Annotated in this window: 17 protein-coding genes, 1 tRNA gene and 1 pseudogene; 9 read left to right on the top strand and 10 right to left on the bottom strand. The window is 66.0% G+C overall.

Annotated elements, in window-relative coordinates:
* Positions 1-46: 46 nt before the first annotated feature.
* From OG322_RS24965 to OG322_RS24935, 7 genes and pseudogenes are all read right to left on the bottom strand, one after another.
* Complete coding sequence (locus OG322_RS24965) at positions 47-739, bottom strand: hypothetical protein (RefSeq protein WP_123471141.1); 693 nt, start codon at positions 737-739, stop codon at positions 47-49.
* On the bottom strand, positions 736-1,158 hold the full coding sequence (locus tag OG322_RS24960) for an acyl-CoA thioesterase (protein WP_164494322.1): 423 nt from the start codon (positions 1,156-1,158) through the stop codon (positions 736-738). The genes OG322_RS24965 and OG322_RS24960 overlap by 4 nt, the downstream gene beginning before the upstream one ends.
* 5 nt (positions 1,159-1,163) lie before the next feature.
* The gene (gene ettA / locus OG322_RS24955) at positions 1,164-2,828 is read right to left on the bottom strand and encodes an energy-dependent translational throttle protein EttA (protein WP_123471144.1); all 1,665 of its coding nucleotides are present in this window, start codon (positions 2,826-2,828) and stop codon (positions 1,164-1,166) included.
* A 206-nt stretch (positions 2,829-3,034) separates the two neighbouring features.
* Positions 3,035-4,486: an LAETG motif-containing sortase-dependent surface protein gene (locus OG322_RS24950; protein ID WP_266411995.1), complete on the bottom strand. Its 1,452-nt coding sequence runs from the start codon at positions 4,484-4,486 to the stop codon at positions 3,035-3,037.
* Between the two features lie 417 nt (positions 4,487-4,903).
* Positions 4,904-5,311: pseudogene (locus OG322_RS24945) on the bottom strand (single-stranded DNA-binding protein); the annotation flags it as partial.
* A 103-nt stretch (positions 5,312-5,414) separates the two neighbouring features.
* A complete protein-coding gene (locus OG322_RS24940; RefSeq protein WP_124284031.1) occupies positions 5,415-7,322 on the bottom strand; it encodes a GTPase in 1,908 nt (635 codons plus the stop codon).
* Positions 7,319-8,971, bottom strand: coding sequence for a dynamin family protein (locus OG322_RS24935; protein WP_123471150.1), 1,653 nt, complete (start codon positions 8,969-8,971; stop codon positions 7,319-7,321). The genes OG322_RS24940 and OG322_RS24935 overlap by 4 nt, the downstream gene beginning before the upstream one ends.
* A 316-nt stretch (positions 8,972-9,287) precedes the next feature.
* On the opposite strand from OG322_RS24935, the gene OG322_RS24930 reads away from it, so the two are divergent.
* Together OG322_RS24930 and OG322_RS24925 are read left to right on the top strand one after the other, a co-directional pair.
* Positions 9,288-9,360: transfer RNA gene (locus tag OG322_RS24930), tRNA-Arg, on the top strand.
* 174 nt (positions 9,361-9,534) lie between these two features.
* The gene (locus OG322_RS24925; RefSeq protein WP_329306956.1) at positions 9,535-10,560 is read left to right on the top strand and encodes a tyrosine-type recombinase/integrase; all 1,026 of its coding nucleotides are present in this window, start codon (positions 9,535-9,537) and stop codon (positions 10,558-10,560) included.
* A gap of 15 nt (positions 10,561-10,575) precedes the next feature.
* Here OG322_RS24925 and OG322_RS24920 read toward each other — a convergent pair.
* Together OG322_RS24920 and OG322_RS24915 are read right to left on the bottom strand one after the other, a co-directional pair.
* Positions 10,576-11,506, bottom strand: a protein-coding gene (locus tag OG322_RS24920) for an IS5 family transposase (RefSeq protein ID WP_443066535.1) whose coding sequence is annotated in 2 segments (ribosomal slippage) — positions 10,576-11,170 and positions 11,169-11,506 — 933 coding nt in all. Because the reading frame shifts where the segments join, the coding sequence is not laid out codon by codon here.
* A gap of 143 nt (positions 11,507-11,649) precedes the next feature.
* On the bottom strand, positions 11,650-12,417 hold the full coding sequence (locus OG322_RS24915; protein ID WP_329306955.1) for a helix-turn-helix domain-containing protein: 768 nt from the start codon (positions 12,415-12,417) through the stop codon (positions 11,650-11,652).
* Between the two features lie 1,769 nt (positions 12,418-14,186).
* Between OG322_RS24915 and OG322_RS24910 the strand changes: the two genes are divergently transcribed.
* The 6 genes from OG322_RS24910 to OG322_RS24890 all read left to right on the top strand — a co-directional run bounded on the left by OG322_RS24910 (position 14,187) and on the right by OG322_RS24890 (position 18,651).
* Positions 14,187-14,870 carry a hypothetical protein gene (locus OG322_RS24910; protein ID WP_329306954.1) on the top strand — a complete coding sequence of 228 codons (684 nt, stop codon included), beginning with the start codon at positions 14,187-14,189 and terminating at the stop codon, positions 14,868-14,870.
* Positions 14,870-15,028 carry a type II toxin-antitoxin system Phd/YefM family antitoxin gene (locus OG322_RS41625; RefSeq protein ID WP_443066556.1) on the top strand — a complete coding sequence of 53 codons (159 nt, stop codon included), beginning with the start codon at positions 14,870-14,872 and terminating at the stop codon, positions 15,026-15,028. The genes OG322_RS24910 and OG322_RS41625 overlap by 1 nt, the downstream gene beginning before the upstream one ends.
* 284 nt (positions 15,029-15,312) lie before the next feature.
* Positions 15,313-15,810, top strand: a complete 498-nt coding sequence (locus tag OG322_RS24905) for a hypothetical protein (protein ID WP_329306953.1) — start codon at positions 15,313-15,315, stop codon at positions 15,808-15,810.
* 690 nt (positions 15,811-16,500) lie between these two features.
* Positions 16,501-16,722, top strand: a complete 222-nt coding sequence (locus OG322_RS24900) for a hypothetical protein (protein ID WP_329306952.1) — start codon at positions 16,501-16,503, stop codon at positions 16,720-16,722.
* Between the two features lie 177 nt (positions 16,723-16,899).
* Positions 16,900-17,613: a hypothetical protein gene (locus OG322_RS24895; RefSeq protein ID WP_329306951.1), complete on the top strand. Its 714-nt coding sequence runs from the start codon at positions 16,900-16,902 to the stop codon at positions 17,611-17,613.
* 384 nt (positions 17,614-17,997) lie between these two features.
* On the top strand, positions 17,998-18,651 hold the full coding sequence (locus tag OG322_RS24890; protein WP_329306950.1) for a DUF4097 family beta strand repeat-containing protein: 654 nt from the start codon (positions 17,998-18,000) through the stop codon (positions 18,649-18,651).
* A 120-nt stretch (positions 18,652-18,771) separates the two neighbouring features.
* On the opposite strand, the gene OG322_RS24885 is transcribed toward OG322_RS24890, so the two are convergent.
* Positions 18,772-19,182, bottom strand: coding sequence for a hypothetical protein (locus OG322_RS24885; protein ID WP_124284033.1), 411 nt, complete (start codon positions 19,180-19,182; stop codon positions 18,772-18,774).
* 90 nt (positions 19,183-19,272) lie between these two features.
* Here OG322_RS24885 and OG322_RS24880 point away from each other — a divergent pair, with 90 nt between their 5' ends.
* Positions 19,273-19,593 (top strand): hypothetical protein, encoded by a 321-nt coding sequence (locus tag OG322_RS24880; protein ID WP_241199965.1) that lies wholly within the window; start codon positions 19,273-19,275, stop codon positions 19,591-19,593.
* The last annotated feature ends 63 nt before the right edge of the window (positions 19,594-19,656 follow it).

Here is a 19,656-nt window from a genome sequence, read left to right as displayed (position 1 = left end):
CGACCGGTCCCACAGTCGAGACCTGTCCCGCGACCGCCCTGACCGCCTAACCGCCCACCGAGACATCGAACATGCCCAGCCCGCCCCCGGCACCGGCCCGCCGCAAGGCGATCGCGCCGAAGGGGGTGCGCAGCCGCAGCCACGCCCCCGCCGCGAGCAGCGCGACGGGGAAGTCCGGTGCGGACCGGAGGAAGCCCAGGGCCTGCGCCGCGTGCACGGCGCGCAACGGCAGCTCCGTGCCACCGACGGTCCGCGACCAGATGTCGCGCCCGATGAGGTCCCGTTCGGCCCGGGTACGCCGGCCCTCGGGCAGGTCCTCGTCGCGCGCCCGGAACTCCGCGACGGCGGCGGTCAGCGCCGCGTGCAGGGCGGCTGGACCCGGCAGGCCCTGGCACTCCTGCCAGCCACCGCGCGGGGGCAGCACGCCCGTCCACGGCGGTCCGGTCACCGGCGAGGGCAGCGACCCCGCACCGGCATCCGGTCCCTCGACGTCCAGCGACTCGAGGAGTTCACCGGCCGACACCGTGACGTCGAAGTCATGTGTGTCCGCGAGCCGCACCGCCCGGACCGCCAGGACCTCGAACGACGGCGGCCGGCCGAACACGGCCAGCGCCCCGCCGCCCGCCTGAAGCCGTACGGCGGCGGCCCGGTCGTAGTGGAGCAGCCGACCGAGGAAGCCCGCGAGATCCGCGGCCTCCCTCGCGTCGGCGAACAACAGCGACTGCACAGGCACGGTCATGCCGCCGCGGGCTCCTCGGCCAGGTACTCCTGGAGGAAGAGCTTCTCCTCGGCGGAGATCCGCCGCGGGCGTTCCTCGGCCAGGTCGTACGGCACGACGATGGTCGACGCCCGTACGTACACCTGCTCGGGATCCTTGATCTCGTACGCGATCGTCAGCGACGCGGCACCGATCTTCGTGACCCAGGACTCGACGGTCACCGGCGAGTGCCGGTGGACCAGCGGCCGGACGTAGTCGATCTCGTGCCGGGCCACGACGGAGCCGCCCGCGAAGGACGGCGAGCCGTCCCCCGGCGCCAGCCGGAACATGAAGTCGATGCGCGCCTCCTCCAGATAGCGGAGGAAGACCACGTTGTTGACGTGGCCGAAGGCATCCATGTCCGACCAGCGCAGCGGGCAGCTGTAGATGTGACGTGCCAAGACGATCAGCCTCGCGTGAGCTTCTTGTACGTGGCGCGGTGCGGACGGGCCGCGTCCGCACCGAGCCGCTCGACCTTGTTCTTCTCGTACGACTCGAAGTTGCCCTCGAACCAGTACCACTTGGAGTCGCCCTCGTACGCCAGGATGTGCGTGGCGACGCGGTCCAGGAACCAACGGTCGTGGGAGATGACCACGGCCGCACCCGGGAACTCCAGGAGGGCGTTCTCCAGCGAGGAGAGGGTCTCGACGTCGAGGTCGTTGGTGGGCTCGTCGAGGAGCAGCAGGTTGCCGCCCTCCTTGAGCGTCAGCGCCAGGTTGAGGCGGTTGCGCTCACCACCGGAGAGCACACCGGCCGGCTTCTGCTGGTCCGGGCCCTTGAAGCCGAACGCGGAGACGTACGCCCGCGACGGCATCTCGACCTGGCCGACGTTGATGTAGTCCAGCTCGTCCGACACGACGGCCCAGAGGGTCTTCTTCGGGTCGATGTTGGAGCGGGACTGGTCGACGTAGGAGATCTTGACCGTGTCGCCGACCTTGATGGCGCCGGAGTCCGGCGTCTCCAGGCCCTGGATCATCTTGAACAGCGTGGTCTTGCCCGCGCCGTTCGGACCGATGACACCGACGATGCCGTTGCGCGGCAGCGTGAACGACAGGTCGTCGATGAGGACCTTGTCGCCGAAGGCCTTCGAGAGGTTCTCGACCTCGACGACGATGGAACCGAGCCGCGGGCCCGGCGGGATCTGGATCTCCTCGAAGTCCAGCTTCCGCATCTTGTCCGCCTCGGCCGCCATCTCCTCGTACCGGGCGAGACGCGCCTTGGACTTGGTCTGCCGGCCCTTGGCGTTGGAGCGGACCCACTCCAGCTCTTCCTTGAGCCGCTTCTGGCGCTTCTCGTCCTTGCGGCCCTCGACCTTGAGGCGGGTGGCCTTCTTCTCCAGGTACGTGGAGTAGTTGCCCTCGTACGGGATGGCGCGGCCGCGGTCGAGTTCGAGGATCCACTCGGCGACGTTGTTCAGGAAGTACCGGTCGTGGGTGACGGCGACCACGGCGCCCGCGTACTTCGAGAGGTGCTGCTCCAGCCAGTTCACCGACTCGGCGTCGAGGTGGTTGGTGGGCTCGTCGAGCAGGAGCAGGTCCGGGGCCTCGATGAGCAGCTTGCAGAGCGCGACGCGGCGCTTCTCGCCACCGGAGAGGTTGACGACGGGCCAGTCGCCGGGCGGGCAGCCCAGGGCGTCCATGGCCTGCTCCAGCTGTGCGTCCAGGTCCCACGCGTTGGCGTGGTCCAGGTCCTCCTGGAGCTTGCCCATCTCGTCCATGAGCGCGTCGGTGTAGTCGGTCGCCATTTCCTCGGCGACCTCGTTGAAGCGCTTCAGCTTGCCCATGATCTCGGCGGCGCCGTCCTGCACGTTCTCCAGCACGGTCTTCGACTCGTCGAGCTTGGGCTCCTGCATGAGGATGCCGACGCTGAACCCGGGCGACAGGAAGGCGTCACCGTTGGACGGCTGCTCCAGGCCCGCCATGATCTTCAGCACCGTGGACTTACCGGCACCGTTGGGACCCACCACACCGATCTTCGCGCCGGGCAGGAAGCTCAGCGTCACGTCGTCAAGGATGACCTTGTCGCCGTGCGCCTTGCGTGTCTTGCGCATCGTGTAGATGTACTCAGCCAAGAGAAACCGTCCGGCAATCGATGAGTGGGCAGATACACCCATCTTGCCTGACGTCCGTACCCGGATGGAAACCGGTCCGGTCCGCGGTACACACCTTCCCGGTCCCCGGGATGCGCCGCCCCGGCCCCGAGGTACGCGACAGCCCCGGTACGCGGGTGCGTACCGGGGCTGTCACCAGCACATCGTGACCGTGTGCCTACGGCTCATCACTCGCCGGAGGACTGGCCCTTGCGCCGGCGGAGGAAGAAGACCGCGCCGCCGCCGATGACGACCAGGGCGATCGCGATCCCCGCGATGACCGGGGTGGCGTTGGAGCTTCCGGTCTCGGCGAGGTCGCCCTCGGCGCCCGTGGTGCTGCCGCCCGCCGTGGCGGTGGTCGTGTTGGGCTGGTCGACGGTCTGGGTGTCGAGGCCGCCGGTGGTGGCGGCGCCGCTGGTCCTGCAGTCCAGCACGCCCTTGAACGTCTTCGTGAACCCGTTGGGCCCGGTGATCGTGAATTCGTACGCCTGGTCCTCGGCGACCGGCACGGTCACGGTCTCGGACTTGCCCGCCTCGACGGTGTGCTCCGCCCCGGCCAGTTCGAAGGTGAACGCCTCGTCGCCCTTGTTGCTCGCGGTGACGTCCACGCCGCCCTTGGCGCAGTTCTTCTTCGCGGAGAGCGCCGGTATCGCGCCCTTCTTGGCCCAGGTGGCGGTGGCGCTCGCCGAGACCGTGGACTCGCTGGAGCCCGCCAGGATCTGGGTCTGGCTCCTGGTCACCCCGGCGAAGGCCCGGCCGACGGGCACCGAGGTGGTGGCCTGGACGGTCAGCGAGGCCGAACCGTCGGCGGAACCGGCCGGAACGTCGAAGTAGACCTCGGAGCCGTTGGCCGCCGTGGTGACGGCCTTGCCCTTCTTGTCGGTGACCTTGATGCCGCTGGCGGAGTCGGCGGGCGGGCTCACCGAGACCTGACCGGCGTTGGTGCGGACGGTGACGGGACCCAGCCGCTCACCGGACCGGCCGGACACGGCAGCGGGGTCCAGGGCGAGGGATGCCTTGGGCTCCGCCGTATCGGTGGCGGACTTCTCCAGCCAGTCGGCGAGCTTCTCGGCCTGGCCGTCCGACGCGTCGACGTCGGCGTTGTCCGAGAAGCGCCAGATGGCGACCTGGGTGCCCGCCGCCGCGGTCTTCTCGGTGAGCGGCCCGGTGCCCGCCGCGTCGGCGAGTGCCGAGAGGTCGTCGATCTGCGGGTAGGAGTGCTCGAGGATCCAGCGGATCCGGCCGGCGTTCTTGTTGCTGCCCAGTGAGGTCTGGGCCCAGGGGGTCTCCAGGTACTTCGCCTGGTCCTGGGTGGGGTTGTGAATGTCGATGCAGTACGTCTTGAGCTTGCCGCCGCCGTCGACGGTCATCTCGAAGAGCCCGGCGGGCAGTCTCTGCTTCTTGCCGTCCGCGTGGAGCACCGCGACGTCGTAGGTCTTCAACCCGTCCAGGACCGCGCTCGCGCCGCCCTGGTGCTGGGGCGCCTCGTCGGCAGCCGCGCCGCTCGCACCGGCAAGGGTGCCGGCCATGACCAGACCGGATGCCACCACCGATGCCGCCAGGCGGGATATGCCCCGGATCCGTCGGGAGTTGACCGTCGCCCTGGATGACGAGGCGGTCGCTGAAGAAGCAAAAAACACAGAATTCCCCTCCGGGCGAGACCCTCGCGCCTGGTGCGCGTGTGGGGAGTGTCCCGCCTGCCGACTCAAGTGCCCTGTGAGTACTGGGGAATCCTAAGGACGAAGCGAAGCACAGTCCCCCGTCATACCGTCGGACAACCATTCCGACTCGGAATCGTTATCCCCGGTAACGCTTGAGCCAGAGGCGGTTGATGCGGCCGGTCAGGGTGCGGACACAAGCTCGGGGCCGCCTTTCCGGCGGACCGCCCGACGCCTGACCGCTGGGCGTTCCACCCGTTCCACCCGTTCCGGCTGATCCGGCTGATCCGGCTGATCGGTCTGCTCCGCCGTTCCCCGCGTCTCCTCTCGTGTCTCCTCCCGCGTCTCTCCTCGCGCAGGTGTGTCCTGCCCGGACATCTCGCGTACCGCCCACCGGTCCGGCTCGGCCGCCCCGGGACCGCCGGTACGCGACACCAGCCCCGGATCGGCCCTGACCACCCGTCGGAACGCCGACGTACCCCGGGTCAGATCGTGGCCCACGGCCGTCGCCTCGATGTCCACGAACGTCCGTCGCTGCCCCTCCCGTTCCTCCTCGCGCACCTTCAGCCTGCCGTGCACCACCAGGGGTTCCCCGACGGAAACGGAACCCGTCAGATTCGAAGCCAGGGTCCGCCATGCCCACACGGTGTAAAAGCTGGTGTGCCCGTCCGCCCAGAGCTGTTTCTCCCGGTCCCACCGCCGAGGCGTCACCGCGAACCGGAATCGCGCCATTCCCCCGCTCGCGGTCTCCCGGAACTCCACACCGGTGGCCGCATTGCCCACCAGCGTCACCAAGGTCTCGTTCATGACTCCGCCTCCCCTTCGGTCTGGATTCAGTGACCCGCACCCTTGCGTCCGGTCACTGATCCCATGCTGAAGGGGAGGCGGAATTCCCGCTGGGTCCTGTGGACTAACGGCCCGTTGTGGAAAACTCCGTCACCGCCACATAGCGCTCCCGCACCTCGCGATAGCGCACCAGTTCCGCCGCCACCGGATCGAGCACCCTGGCCCGCCCGCAGGCGGCCGCGGCCTCGCGCAGCCGGCGCTCGGCCTCCTGGCCGTACCGTCGTGCGGGCCCCCGGGCTGCCGCCGCGCACGACCACTCCACCAGCGGGCCGCCGATGATCCCCGCCAGCATCACCAGAGCGGGCGTCAGCAGTCCCGGTTCGAGCACCCCGATGATCTGGCCGATCAGCCACAGGCCGCCGAGGATCTGCAGCAACGTCATCGCCACCTGCGCCAGTACGGCCGCGGGCCACCAGGCCGGCCGCGGGGGCTTGCCGCCGCCTCGCCCCGGGTGCGCCCCGGTCCGCCCGCCGGGTTCCGCAGGCTCGTCGCCGGCGGTGTCCGCGCCCCGCCCCGGTGCCGCGCCGGCCCGCTCGGCCAGTTCGTCGAGCGCCTCGGGCAGCCCCTGTGCCCCGTGCACCGCGGCCTCGCGCACCGCTTGCGCCCACGGCCCCGGCAGCCCGTCGACGGCGTCGTCCGCGACCGTGCGTACCGCCTGTTCGACCCGCTGGCGTGCGGTGAGCTGCTCCTCGGGCGGTGCGGTGAGTGCCGTCCGGTCCAGGTTCCGCGGCTGCCGGGTGGACTCGTACCAGCGCCACAGCCGCAGCCACGGCGTGCCGCAGGCCCGGCCGGCGTTGCGGCGCCATTCGCGCTCCGCCGCCTCGCCGGCCGCGGCGGCGCCGACGGCCGCCGCGAGCCGGTCGGTGAACTCCTCCCGGGCCCGCTCCCCCAGTCCGGGCCGCCCCTCGGCGACGTACACCGGGCGGAGCCTGGCCGCGGCGGCGTCCACATCGGCGGAGAGCCGGCGCGTCGCGGCCGTGCGCTCCTGGACGAACCGGCCGAGGAGTTCGCGCAGTTCCCCCACCCCGTCACCGGTGAGGGCGGACAGCGACAGGACCGTGGCGCCCGGTTCGCCGTGTTCGCCGAGGGCCATGCCGTCCTCGTCGAGCAGCCGGCGCAGGTCGTCCAGGACCTGGTCGGCGGCCTCGCCGGGCAGCCGGTCGATCTGGTTGAGGACGACGAAGGTGACCTCCGCGTGTCCGGCGAGCGGGCGCAGATAGCGCTCGTGCAATGCGGCGTCCGCGTACTTCTCCGGGTCCACCACCCAGACCACCGCGTCGACCAGCGCCAGTACCCGGTCCACCTGTTCGCGGTGCCCGGCCGCCGCCGAGTCGTGATCGGGCAGATCGACCAGCACGAGCCCCTGGAGCGCCTCGTCGGCCCGCGTACCGCTCTGCTGCGGCCTGCGCCTGAGCCGTCCCGGGATCGCCAGCCGGTCCAGCAGCCCGGCGGCGCCGTCCGTCCACGAGCAGGCGATGGGCGCGGAGGTGGTCGGCCTGCGCAGCCCCGCTTCGGAGATCTGCGCGCCCGCGAGGGAGTTGAAGAGCGTCGACTTGCCGCTGCCGCTCGCTCCGGCGATGGCGACGACGGTGTGCCGGGAGGAGAGCCGCTGCCGGGCGGCGGCCTCGTCGAGCACCCGGCCCACCTCGGCGAGGTCGGTCCGGTCGAGCCGGGCCCTGGAGAGTCCGACGAGCTCGCGCAGTGCGTCCAGACGGGGGCTGAGCGGGCTGCCGGAGGGGACGTACGCCTCGACCTGGGGGCGTACGTCGTCGTCCGGGGCGGCTTCCGGCGCCTCCTGGGACACGGTCCCGGCGGCGCGCCGGGCGATGAGCCCGTCGTCCCAGCCCCTGCCCGGCCTGTCCCGGTCCTTCTCCAGGCCCTCGCGGGGGGCGGAACCCCCGTCCGGGCTCCGCCCCGGTTCCGGTCCCTCTCCCTGCCCCCGGCCCGGACCCTCGTCAGTGACGGCAGTCATCGCTGCCACCTCTCCTTCTGCAGTACGGACAGCGCGGCAATCAGTTCGGCTTGCGGCTCGGGGGTCACGTCGAGTGCGTCCAGTGGGGCGAGGCGCCGGTCGCGTTCGCCGCCCAGCACCTGGTCGAGATAGCTGGTGAGCAGTGCCCCGCCCTTGTCGCGCAGCCGCAGCGCGCCCTGGACGCCGATGCGTTCGGCGAGCTGTTCCCCGGCGGTACGGGCCCGGCGACCGCCGAGCAGGGCGGCGGCCAGCAGGGTGGCGACGGTCTCCGCGTCGGGCGCGGCACTGCGTTCCATGAGTCGCACCTCTTCCTCGGCCAGCTCCTCCAGGACCCTGCGCCACCGCCGTACGGCCATGGCGATCCGGCCCCGGATGTCTTCCGCGGGTCCCCATCCCCCCTCTTCCCGGCCCACCGCCTCGAAGCCGAACACCGCGGCCGCGGGCTCCCGCTGCCAGGTCGTCCGGATCTGTTCGTCGGCGGCCGCCACCGCGCACTCCAGGAGTGCGGCGAGGCTCTCCACCAGGGCTTCGAGGACTTCTTCCGAGGTGCTGTACAGCGGGTACCCGCGCCACCGGGTCCGGGCGTCCCCGGCGAGCGCACCGCCGTTGTGCAGCCGCCGCCGGACGCGTGTGCCCTCCGCCCGGTACGCGTCCTCGACCACCCCGGTCAGCCGCACGGCGGCCGCGTACTGAGCCGCGACGGCCCCGGCCAGCGCCGGCATCCGGACATCGAGCGAGTCGATCACCCCGGCGGCCGTACGTCCGACCGTCTGCTGACGGGCCGCCGGATCCTGCGCACGGTGGGTGAGCCAGGCGCGCAGCGGGGCGACCGCCGTGGTGGGCAGCAGTCCGCTGCCGCCGCCCGCCGACTCGGGCAGCTCGGGGATGGTGAAGCGGGGCACCTCGCCGAGGCCGGCCTTGGTGAGGAGTGCGCCGTACTGCCGCGACACCTCGCCGATCACCTGGTGCGGTACCCGGTCGAGGACGGTGACGAGCGAGGCGTCGTACTCCTTGGCGGTACGCAGCAGATGCCACGGCACGGCGTCGGCGTACCGGGCGGCGGTGGTCACCATCACCCAGACGTCAGCCGCGCAGACGAGTTCGGCTGCCAGTACCCGGTTGCGCACGACGAGCGAGTCGATGTCGGGGGCGTCCAGCAGGGCGAGCCCGCGCGGCAGCCCGACTGCGGTCTCGACGCGCAGCGCGGTGCCTTCCTCGGCCGCGCTCCCGTCGAGTCCGTCGAGGTCGTCGCACTGGCCGGGGTTCGCGAACTCCTCGGGCGGCAGCCAGACCCGGGTCAGCTGCGGGAGCACCCGGATGTCGGCGAACCAGTGATGATCATCCGGGTGGCAGACCAGCACCGGGGTACGCGTGGTCGGCCGCAGCACCCCGGCCTCACTGACCCGGCGCCCCACCAGGGAGTTGACGAGCGTCGACTTGCCCGCGCCGGTGGACCCGCCGATGACGGCGAGCAGGGGCGCCTCGGGGTCCTTGAGCCGGGGCAGCAGATAGTCGTCGAGCTGGGCGAGCAGCTCGATCCTGGTCTGCCTGGCGCGTGGAGCGCCCGGCAGCGGGAGTGGAAGACGCACGGCAGCGACACGGTCGCGCAGGGCGGAAAGTGCGTCGATGAGCTGAGGCCGTACGTCCAAGGTCACCACATGCGAAGAATGCCCAATTTTGGAGCCTTTTTGAAGCGTATAGACCCCTCTGCGCGGCGGTTCCTCCTCAGGACAGAGGGGACGACTGGGGCGCAGGCATAACGAGTACACAACACCCGGGGCGTGAGACGCCAAAAGCGATGCGTGAATCGCACCTACCTGCGATTATCGTTTCGCTTCACCGAACCTCCACATCGTGCCACGCAGGTGAAGCAACCGGGTCCAGGCGATCGGAGCCCTATCCTTGTCCCGGCAGGTCACGGACCGCCCGGGTCCCAGGGCTCCAGGTCACCGAGGCCACCACCCGGCCCCCGTAGCTCAGTGGATAGAGCAGGCGCCTTCTAAGCGCTTGGCCGCAGGTTCGAGTCCTGCCGGGGGCGCTTCAGCCCAGCCGATGTCGTCTGACCAGCCAGTACGGGTCAGGCGGAGCGGAGAAGCCGACGTTACTCACCTACTCGTAAGGGCTAGGTGAGGTGCCTAGCCGATCCGAGCTTGCTCAGGGAGGCGACCAGACGACCGGCCCTTGCCTAGCTCCCGTTCCAGGGAGTCAGACCATGTCGGCACAGCTTCGATCTCCGCTCAGGGCCAGCAGCAGCCCCACCACCACGCTCAGGGCAGTCCCGGACCAGCTTGACCAGTCAGCCGTCAGAGCAGCCTTCCAGCAGGACTACGCCACCCATCTCAGGGCCAGCAACAACAAGCACGGCAGGCCCTACCAGGAGAAGACGGTCACGGCCTACTGCAAGGCAGTCAGGGCTCTGGACCAGTGGATGACAGCAGAGGGCATGGAAGAAGACTTCCTCTCTCTGGACACAGCTCTCCTCAACCGGTTCTTCCGCTGGTACTTCAACGGGCATGACCAGGGAGGTACGAACACCCTTCAGAGGAACCTGCGGACGTTCTGCTCATACCTGGAAGCTGAGTACGACATCCCCAATCCCTATCGGGACAAGAAGCTTCAGAGGTACGCCCCTCCCACTGGAGCAAAGCCCAAGACCCTCAGCCATGACTTCATTGGTGAACTCCTCAAGGTGACCGGTAACGGGCACCCGAGAGTCAGGGACTTCGAAAAGGTCAGGGACCACGCCATCATCCGTGTTCTCACTGAAGGACTCAGGGCTGAAGAACTCCTCACCCTCCGCCTTGATTACCTCCACCTGGAACAAGGGCTCTTGCAGGTAGTTCCCCTGAAGGATGCCAGGGCAGCAGGAGAAGGCAGGATCATCCCCCTTCAGCCCAAGACAGTGGTTGCTCTGACTCGGTATCTCAGGGCCAGGGAGAATCACAAGCTGAGTGAGGGGGAATGGCTGTGGCTCGGCTCAAGGAACAGGGGCAGGCTCACCTACTCCGGTCTCTACAGGATGCTCGGGCGGAGAGCTAAGGACTGTGGCTATGGGTCGGTCTCTCCTCACCAGTTCCGGCACACCTTCACTGATGACCTTCTCTCCGCCGGGGTCTCTGGTGAAGACGTCATGACTGTGGCGGGGTGGAAAGACAGGACCATGCTCAAGAGGTATGCAGCCGACATGGCCACCACACGGGCCGTGAAGGCAGTCAAGAGCCAGGGAGACAGGTACTAGGTCCTGTTTCTCGGATCATGTACGGAGCCAGATCATGAGTGCTGCGAGTGTGACGGTGCCGAGGTAGATGTAGGCGCGTTTCTCGTAGCGGGTCGCGACGGCGCGGAAGCCTTTGAGGCGGTTGATGGTGCGTTCGACGGTGTTGCGCTTCTTGTAGAGCTCGCTGTCGAAACCGGTAGGCCGACCGCCGCGTGAACCTCGGTTCTTGCGGTGTCTCTGCTGGTCGAGACGTTCGGGGATGGTGTGCCGGATTCCGCGTCGTCGCAGGTAGCGGCGGTTCTTCCGGGACGTGTAGGCCTTGTCCGCCAAGACATGGTCGGGCCGGGTGCGTGGCCGGCCGACTCCGGCTCGCGGCACCAGAACCTGTTCCAGCACCCGCTCGAGCTGGGGTCCGTCTCCGTAGTGTCCGGGTGTCAGGACGAAGGCGAGGGGCCGGCATCGTCCCTCGGCAACGAGGTGGATCTTGGTGGTGAATCCTCCGCGGGAACGTCCCAGACATTCGCCGACCTGACCACCTCCTCCAGGCGGATGGTCAGTCTCCGCAGTACCGGATCGACCTGGTTCGTCCCCCACTTGGCCCCCTTTGAGGGACGGCGGCCGGGGGCGCTTTCCTCGCACCGGCGGCGTGCTGGTGGGCTCGCACGGCTGTCGAGTCCACCGACACGTCCCAGTCGATGCCGCCCTCGGCGTCCTCGGCTACCTGGATGCGAGACAGCAGCATCTGCCAGGTTCCATCGGCTGACCAGCGACGATGTCGTTTATAGACCGTCTCCCATGGCCCGAATCGCTCCGGCAGATCCCGCCACTGCACGCCGGTCCGCACCCGGTAGAGAACCCCGTTGATCACCCGGCGGTGATCGCTCCACCGACCTCCACGCGTACCACCAGGAGGTAGGAACGACTCCAGCCGATCCCACTCCGCATTCGTCAGATCCCCACGGCCCATGAACCCAGCCTGGCCCCAACACCCCTCGCAGGTCAGGAGATCCGAGAAACAGGACCTAGCTGCCAGGCCCTTAGACAGGCACACAGAGGCTTCTAGACCTACGGACGGGCCCCGCATAAGCGGGCCCGTCCTTTGTCATGCGGTCACTGAACAGGTGGGGTGTTGAACTTCTCCAAGGAACCCTTGTTGGTAGAGGCATCCTTGAAGACCAGTTCCCAGGGTCCGGTATTGACGTCGAACTCCTTACCGAAGCCAACCCACTTCCCTGTCATCCTCCGCCCAGTAGGTTCTGCCAGTAGCTGTATTGCTCCGTGGTAGACAGCCCCCTGATAGTAGCCAGTGCCAGCGGTCTGCTCTTTCCAGGTTCCCGTAATGACATTCCCCTCCACTGCCAGATCCATAGTCAGAGGAGAGTCAGAGGAACCGGGGAGAGAGCGAACAGTGATCCTGTTTCCATGCTGAAGGAGAACCACGTAATGCAGACCGGTGTAAGTGTTCTCCCTGCCACTGGAGAAGTATTCATAGCGAGACAGCCAGATGCCGGAGTAGTTCCCTCTGCCGAGCCCGTTAACCGGGCTCGGGGATTGACTGGAAGATGTGGCGGAGGAAGAAGAGGAAAGGTCATGCCCTCCCCTGCCATCATCAGAGACTCCTTCTGGCACTGCCATCTCAAAGCCCAGAGCATGGATAGGAAGCCCTGTGACAGCCTCCAGAGCCCTGGCGTAGACAGCCCGGGGGTTGATGCTGGCTCCGGACTCCCAGCGCTGTACGAGCCTCTTGGATGCCCCGTTCGGTTCCCCTGCCTTGTCTCCTGCTTCTCTGAGCTTCCGGGCTAGGTCGTCCTGGCTCAGCAGCAGCCCCATGCGGACAGCCCGGAGTGTGGCGTTAGCTCTCCTGGTAGGTGTGGTCATGAGGCTCACGGTAGTCCGAACACCTGCGCAATGACACCGGTTTGACGCCCTCGGAGACACCCACATGACGCCCCTTCTGTCGCTGCGGACTTCCCTTGTGGTTGGCCAGTCTCCAGGCCATGACTCGGTACGTGGTGATCTCAAAGCCGGACCAGAGCGGATACGTGATCCTCGACAGAGACCTCTGGGGTTACTGCACCCTCCCCGATACCTCTCATCCAGTAGGCCCCAACCTCTTACCTCTTGAGTGGAGGCACAGGGGAGGAGCAGAAGCCTGGTTGAGCATGTGTTATCGGATGTGGGGGTCAGGAGAAGCACTGGCACCAGAAGGATGGAGGCCATTGCGACCACAGAGGTCACCATGGGAGAGATATTGAGAACCAGGGGCCCGCATTGGCGGGCCCTTTGGCGTTGGCGGAGGGAAATAGTGGTCTCCGGCCGGCAAGACCATGGGATATTCACGATTATGACCCGTTCTGAGAGGGACTATAGAAACCCCACCCCAGAGGGCGACCCCCCATACCCGTGTCCTGTGATCCATGTTGCATTTCTAATGGGTCTCACACACACACCCACGGGCCTGAATTAAGCATCCCCGGGTCACTCTACGTAGAGAATGAGGGAAAAGGATGTCACGCTGTGTTGTCTTGCTCTCTGGTCCAGATGCATTCAGCCAGGGGCAGGCGGAGGGAAAAGAGGAGAGGTGCAGGGCTCTGCATTCATAGATAGAGAGAGGTGGCTCGACTACTACATATGAATGGCCAGGCAATGGGCCCGCATTAGCGGGCCTAGGTTGTGAGCCACACCTGTGACAGTTCACGTACTACGAGGGCAGTAGTCGAGGGGCAGTGCTGGTCATACTCAAGGATGAGATTGGGCAGGGGACGTTTCTCGATCCGCCAGAAACGCCTACATCTATTAGTGAGGGAACAGGCAGCTACAGCCCCTCCCTTCCCTCTCCGCCACCTCCCCCAGCACCAGGGCAGAGAGTCATAGTTCATCGCTTGCCAGGTTTCCTGGCGAAGCTGGTAAAGGTTTGGTAACGTAGCGAGTAGCGAACGGCAACATTCGCCTATATCTAGTAGTGAGGGAACGAAGTGTTGAGCCTCTCGAAGGTCTCCGCGACGCTCCCCGAGATGTAGAAGGCCAAGAAAGTTGGGTAACGAGCGGACGCTCATGGCCACCGTCCGCCTACATACACTAGTGAGGGTTCATCGCTCGCCGGTTACCCGGCAGAGCTGAGCACACAGCAGCTCCCCTCCACACCCCAAGACTCCACCTCGACTCTTCCGGGCAACCGGACAGCAGTGACAGCAGGTGGCAGAAGAAGGTTGGTCCCTTCAAGCTCAATGCGTGAGCACAAGGTAAGAGGCTCGGTTCTCCCAGTGAGGATCGGGCCTCTTCCTTTTGACCAGAGGTGGACCAACACAGCACGACCCACCCCACGGGCAGCCGGATAACCGGCCTGCCCTTTTTTTGATCCAAGGAGGACCAACACCATGAAGCGTTTCTACGTCAAGACTCGTTCTGCCCAACTCAGGTGCCCGATCTGTCGGCAGGACTTTCCTAGCAAGAGGGCATTCGGTAGCCACTGCCAGCCACGCCAGGGCAAGAGAGGTACGGGGGCAACCCTCTGTAGGCCCATCTAAGAGCCTGTCAGGGGCTATCCCTAGCAACTCCCCAGACGCACACTCAGGAACCAGCACACAGCCACACAGGCACACTCACGGGGCTCTGCTTACGCTCGCCCCTGATCGAAGGGACCAGACATGACCGAGGACCAGACCAGCACGTGTTCAGCCAACGACTGCACCAGGGAAGGCAGGCCCAGGATCTATGACACGGGTACTGCCACCTTCACCATCAACCTCTGTGACGACGACTCATGGAACTTGGCTGCACACCAGAGCACTAAGGCCAGAGAGCTAGTGGCGGAGATGGAAGAGGAAGGCTTCTTCAAGGAGAAGCACACCAAGGGATGGACCTATGTCATCCGCATGGACAACGGGAACATCAAGCTGGGCAAGACCGGCAAGGAAGACCTGAGCAGGCTCCAGACCATCTCTAACAGCTACCAGAAGCACAAGGGTGTTCCGGTCCAGGTGCTGGCTGTTCTCAAGGGAGGGACCAGCACAGAGCTTCTGATCCATAGCCAGTGGCTACACCTTCGAGTGGCCGGACGCATGGAGCAGTTCCATGCAGACCCTTCCCTACTCAAGTGGGCCGAGGAACAGGGCATCCACCCCGAGGCAGCAGAAGCCATAGAGAAGTTCCAGCAGTGGCAGGAGAAGAAGCACATGGGCGCCAAGGGAACCAAGAGCCATGCGGCCGAGTGGGCAGAGAAGCTTGGCATCAAGGAGGGGCGCCTCACTGGGGAGTTCAAGACCGATCCCCGGCAGACAGAGCAGGCCGACGAAGAGACCGAAGCAGACGACGACGATTGGGGTATCTGATGAAGGTGGCTACGACAGAGGCAAAGGCACGACTCCCCGAACTGATCCGAGTAGCAGAGCAGGGGCAGACGGTAGAGCTGACTCGGTACGGGAGCACTCAGGCAGTCATCATTAGCCAGGAGAGATACCAGCGTCTGACTCGGGACTTGATGCAGTAACCAGTAAGACCCCACGGGAGGGGCCGGGTTAACCGGCCCTCCCTTTCGTACGCCCACTTAGAAGGCCCTGAGAGCCCCTGTACAGGGACAGCGGACATGCAGGCTCCCTGAGTACCAAGAGGATCTGACAGGCCAGCGCAGAGGCACACAGGGGCATTGAAGGAACAACGGGAGTGCTCCCTTACGGTCCGCCTCCCTGAGCAGCAACACCCCCAACCCAAGGGGCTCTTACCCATCCGGTGAGGGCCCCTTTCGCATGTCACCAACCAGAAGGAGACCAGCACATGAGCCGACGCAAGACCACCCAGCAGAAGAAGACCGTCAACATCCTCACTGCCTACTCGGCGGAGATAGAGGAGCACCGGCGGAAGCTGAAGAAGAGGAAGTTCGCCATGGCTGCCGAGCACACTCCCCCGATTGGTCAGGCTGCTGACTGGTATTGGGAGGCCAGGCTCCACGTTCCACGGAGTGCAAGGGACGTAGCCCGACAGTTGGCCAGGCTTGCCGGTGAAGGCTGTGAGGTGACTATCCCTGAGCGGTCTCTAGCCGATGCAGTGGGGACTATCGACAAGGCAGGCAGGCACATTGCCTACGTCCAAGGTGGAGTCAAGGTGCTGGAAAGGTCCGGCTGGATAACCAAGACAGTGGTCGGTCAGAAGAGGGGAGCCAAGACCACCTACACCCTTGAAGTCGGGGTTCGGTCCGGGTGGTTCTACCAGGAGGAAGACGAGTTGGGGGCAGACGACCAGGAGCTAGAGGAGCTGGACCCAACGGAGTGGTAGGTACGACTTATGCACAGAGTAAGGGGGTGCAGTCCTGGGGTACGACTTATGCACAGAGTAGAAGCTCTCGTCTCATCCAGTCTCAGGGGTACGACTTATGCACAGAGTAGAGACCGGTCCTCGGGTACAACTTATGCACAGAGTAAGAGCCCCACAGATCCAGAGACCTAGAGAGTCTGGCGGAGGAAGAAGAAGGCCAGGCAACCAAGGGGTGAGCCGACCGGTAGGGAGCGATCCCCGTAAGACCAGAAGAGATCTAACGACCACTCCTCCGGTAGCCCGTCGTGGTCTTGGCGGAGGGTAAGAGAAGCACTGCAACACCCAGGGCCCCGACCGTAAGGAGAGGGGCCCTTATTCATGACCAGACACTTACGGATGCTCCGCCAAGGCTACGCATCCTGAATCGAAGGGACCACCAACCATGTTCAGTTCCAAGAAGCCCAAGCCCATCATCCTCACCCGGAAGCAGCTCAAGGCAATCCCTGAGTCCATTCTCCTGAACCCTGCTGTCCTTGCCCGACTGACTCAGCAGCCCAAGAACCAGTAGCCAAGGGAACCTACGAGCACTCCCCTACCGGTCCGTGCTCTGGGAGACATCCTCTTCATCTCCGCCAAGGGGAGGGCTATGCCCCGACCCGTAAGACCAGCTCTTCCAGGAACCTGGAGAGCGACAACCATCAAGGAGTAGCCATGGATCAGATCAATACCCTTCTCTACCTCCTAGCCATAGCAGACCGACAGAACAGGCACAGAGGTTGGGAGGGCATGAAGCAGAGGGCGGAGGAGAAGATAGCCATCCTCAAGGAGCTTGTCTCTCTTGCTCCTCACCTCCGCCGGTTCCGTAGTCAGCTCTACATGGCAGAGAACAGAAGGACCACAGCTATCTGCATGATCCGTAGCTCTCTCGACTAGCCGAGGAGCGATGAACCCGTAACCAACACACTCAGGGGAGGGTCCCGCATAAGCGGGCCCTCTCCGTAACCATCCATCCGTAACCATCCATCCGTAACCAGTAGCCGTAACCAATGTGCGTAACCAGGGAGCGTAACCGTAACCAGGAACGCGTAACCGAAGGGACCGTAACCAAGTATGAACGTAACCGAGGAACTGAAGTCCGTAACCAAGACCCGTAAGCTTGTTAACTCGATGCTCTGGCTGATCGTAACCGGGGCTGTCTTCTACTCACTGATGACCAGTACTCCACTCGTCTCCGCCCACTCTCAATGGCAGTGGTCAGGCTGGGCTCTAGGAGTCCTTACCGATGCTGCTTTCATCCTCTCTATCTCCGCCGATGCAGTTCTCTCTAGGCATGGCCTGGATGGAGGGAAGTGGCCTACTGCCTTCAGGTGGGTTACGGGTCTGGCTTCTCTGTTCCTCAACACATGGAGTTCTGTGGCGGAGAGGGATGGGGTAGGAGTAGCCATCCACGCCATAGCCCCTGCAATCCTGATCTGTGCCTCCGAGGTTGCTCCTATCTACCGGCGTAGGTTCCGGGACTTGGAGACGTCACTCCTGGCTCTGGTTACGGAGGAACGGGTTACGAAGGTGGTTACGCCCAAGAAGGTTACGCAGAAGGTTACGGTTCCCCTGGTTACGGTTACGGGGCCATTGGTTACGACGGAGGAGAAAGAGGTTACGGAGAGCGGACCGAAAGGGGAGCTCTCCAGTACTAAGCAAGGAATCAAGGATGCGTTCCTTCAAGGGCTCTCGGTTACGGAGGCGGCGAAGAAGGTGGGCAAGTCCCATCCCTACGTCTCGAAGATCTACAAGGAGATCAGGGAAGCCCTGGCACTCACGGCCTAGCGTCCGGTCCCCGTAGCCGGGTCCCGTCCTTAGAATCGATCCTGGGGAAGCTAGGCGCCTGCACTAAGGGTTCCTACGCAAGGTGCCTAGCAGGGGGTCAGGGGGTGGCGAGAGTGCATCATCCCTGGTTAGAGTCTTGGCTAGTAACGTTGCCTTCTAAGCGCTTGGCCGCAGGTTCGAGTCCTGCCGGGGGCGCACAGCCCGTACCTCATCAGGCCCTCCTTCGGGAGGGCCTTTTTTCGCAGGTCACAGCACGGTAGCGAGAGCGGCGTAGCGAGCACGTAAGCGCCGGAGGAGGCCAGTGTCACGCGAAATGTAGGGGCGTCATAGATGTGCGGGTGAATCTGGCGGTACTGGCCGGGTAACCGTCTCAAGGGAGATTCGATGAAGCGCCCCTTCCGCACGAAGACCGCGGTGTACGTCGTCGCCGCCGTGATGTCCGGGGGCCTCGCTTCCGGCTGCACGGGCAAAACCAGCGAGGAGTCCGCCTCCTACACCGTCGACGGCCACGTCACCTCGCTCCGGGTCAAGACCTCGGGCGGCCGGATCGCGGTGGTGGTCGGCTCGGGACGCTCGGTCAAGGTGACCGAGGAGCTCCGGTACGACGACGAGAAGCCGGCGACCAAGCACTCCACCCGGGGCGGGGAGCTGACGCTGAGCGCGCCCTCCGACTGCGGGGGCGGCTTCGGCGGCGGGACCTGCGAGGTGAACTTCCGGGTGGAGGTGCCCAAGGCGCTCGCCGCCAGCCTGGAGAGCGACGGCGGGGACATCGAGGTGGACCGGGGCGTGGCCGGCCGGCTCACCGCGCGCTCCGACGGGGGCAGCGTGAAGGCCGGCTTCGCCGAGGCGCCCGAGGCCGTGGATGTCACCAGCTCCGGCGGCAACGTCACCATCCGGGTGCCGGACAGCGGATACACGGTGGACGCCGCGACGGACGGCGGCAGCCAGCAGGTGAAGGTGCGGACCGACCCCGGCTCCGCCCACAGGATTCGCGCCCGGTCGGACGGAGGCGGCATCTCCGTCCTGCCGAACAACTGAGCGGTCGCATGGGTGTGGCCCCCTCCGAGGAGGGGGCCACACCCGCGTACAGCCGGTGGGGTCACGACTCCAGGAAGTCGTCCACCCGGACACCGAGTCCCAGCCGTCCCGCCTCTTGCCTCACGAACTCGGCGAGCGCGATGTCGAGCACGCCGAGACCGAACGGGGAGTACACCACGTGCTGCCCCTCACCACGTGCGGCGCGCAGGTCCGGGCGAAGGCCTCGGCGCGCGCCGGATCGGTGTCGTACAGCACCGCCTCGCGCAGTCCGGGCAGCGCGGCGGCCAGGAACCGCAGGATCTCCAGGTTGATCACCCCGCAGCCGATCAGGACGACTCCGGCCGGCGGGTCCTGCTCGGTGTGGACCCGTGCGGCCAGCGCTGCGCTCGCCGCGGTGCGCTTCGCGGAGATGACGGAGCCCTCGATGAAGGCCGAAGGCTGCCCGGTCACCGGAGAGTTGAGGGTGATGCTCGCGCTCGCCCGCTCCAGGCCCGCCGCGACGTTGCCGGGGAAGGAGGCGATCCACTTCATCCCGGCCACCGGTGAGTCGCCGCCCCGGTAGGCCGGCAGGCCGACATCCAGCGGCTGGTCGGCGCCGGGCCGCTCTTCGACACCACGACCGTGGTCAAGAACACGCCACTCGACGCGGGCCGTCTGCTCGCACAGACGGACGGTCTGCGGCTCGTCGGGGGTGACAGCGAGGACGCCACGCACTATCCCCTGCGCATGCAGGCGGTACCCGGACTCGATACCACCACCCTCGAACTGCACCTGGGATATCTGCCGGACGTCTATCAACCCGATGAGGCCCAAGGGGTGCTGGACCGGATGGTCCGGCTCCTCGAAGCCGTGGCCGACAGTCCGGACACCCCGGTGGGGGAGCTGGACCCGGCCCCAGCAGAGACCGAAAAGGATCTGCTGGCCCAATGGGGCGGCTACTGATCTGACTCAATGAGCGCGGCGAGTTCATCCGACCAGCACGACATCACTTGATAGGCGTTGACG

The organism is Streptomyces sp. NBC_01260 (assembly GCF_036226405.1).
In the GTDB taxonomy this organism is placed as follows: domain Bacteria; phylum Actinomycetota; class Actinomycetes; order Streptomycetales; family Streptomycetaceae; genus Streptomyces; species Streptomyces laculatispora.
Note: the sequence above shows the minus strand (reverse complement) of the source record. Positions and strands in the feature narration are given on the sequence as shown.

Bases quoted from the DNA above. Each gene is read 5' to 3' on its own strand.
- OG322_RS24965 (WP_123471141.1), bottom strand. From the start codon at position 739: ATGACCGTGCCTGTGCAGTCGCTGTTGTTCGCCGACGCGAGGGAGGCC.
- OG322_RS24940 (WP_124284031.1), bottom strand. From the start codon at position 7,322: ATGACTGCCGTCACTGACGAGGGTCCGGGCCGGGGGCAGGGAGAGGGA.
- OG322_RS24925 (WP_329306956.1), top strand. From the start codon at position 9,535: ATGTCGGCACAGCTTCGATCTCCGCTCAGGGCCAGCAGCAGCCCCACC.
- OG322_RS24915 (WP_329306955.1), bottom strand. From the start codon at position 12,417: ATGACCACACCTACCAGGAGAGCTAACGCCACACTCCGGGCTGTCCGC.
- OG322_RS24910 (WP_329306954.1), top strand. From the start codon at position 14,187: ATGACCGAGGACCAGACCAGCACGTGTTCAGCCAACGACTGCACCAGG.
- OG322_RS41625 (WP_443066556.1), top strand. From the start codon at position 14,870: ATGAAGGTGGCTACGACAGAGGCAAAGGCACGACTCCCCGAACTGATC.
- OG322_RS24905 (WP_329306953.1), top strand. From the start codon at position 15,313: ATGAGCCGACGCAAGACCACCCAGCAGAAGAAGACCGTCAACATCCTC.
- OG322_RS24900 (WP_329306952.1), top strand. From the start codon at position 16,501: ATGGATCAGATCAATACCCTTCTCTACCTCCTAGCCATAGCAGACCGA.
- OG322_RS24895 (WP_329306951.1), top strand. From the start codon at position 16,900: ATGAACGTAACCGAGGAACTGAAGTCCGTAACCAAGACCCGTAAGCTT.
- OG322_RS24890 (WP_329306950.1), top strand. From the start codon at position 17,998: ATGAAGCGCCCCTTCCGCACGAAGACCGCGGTGTACGTCGTCGCCGCC.
- OG322_RS24885 (WP_124284033.1), bottom strand. From the start codon at position 19,182: ATGAAGTGGATCGCCTCCTTCCCCGGCAACGTCGCGGCGGGCCTGGAG.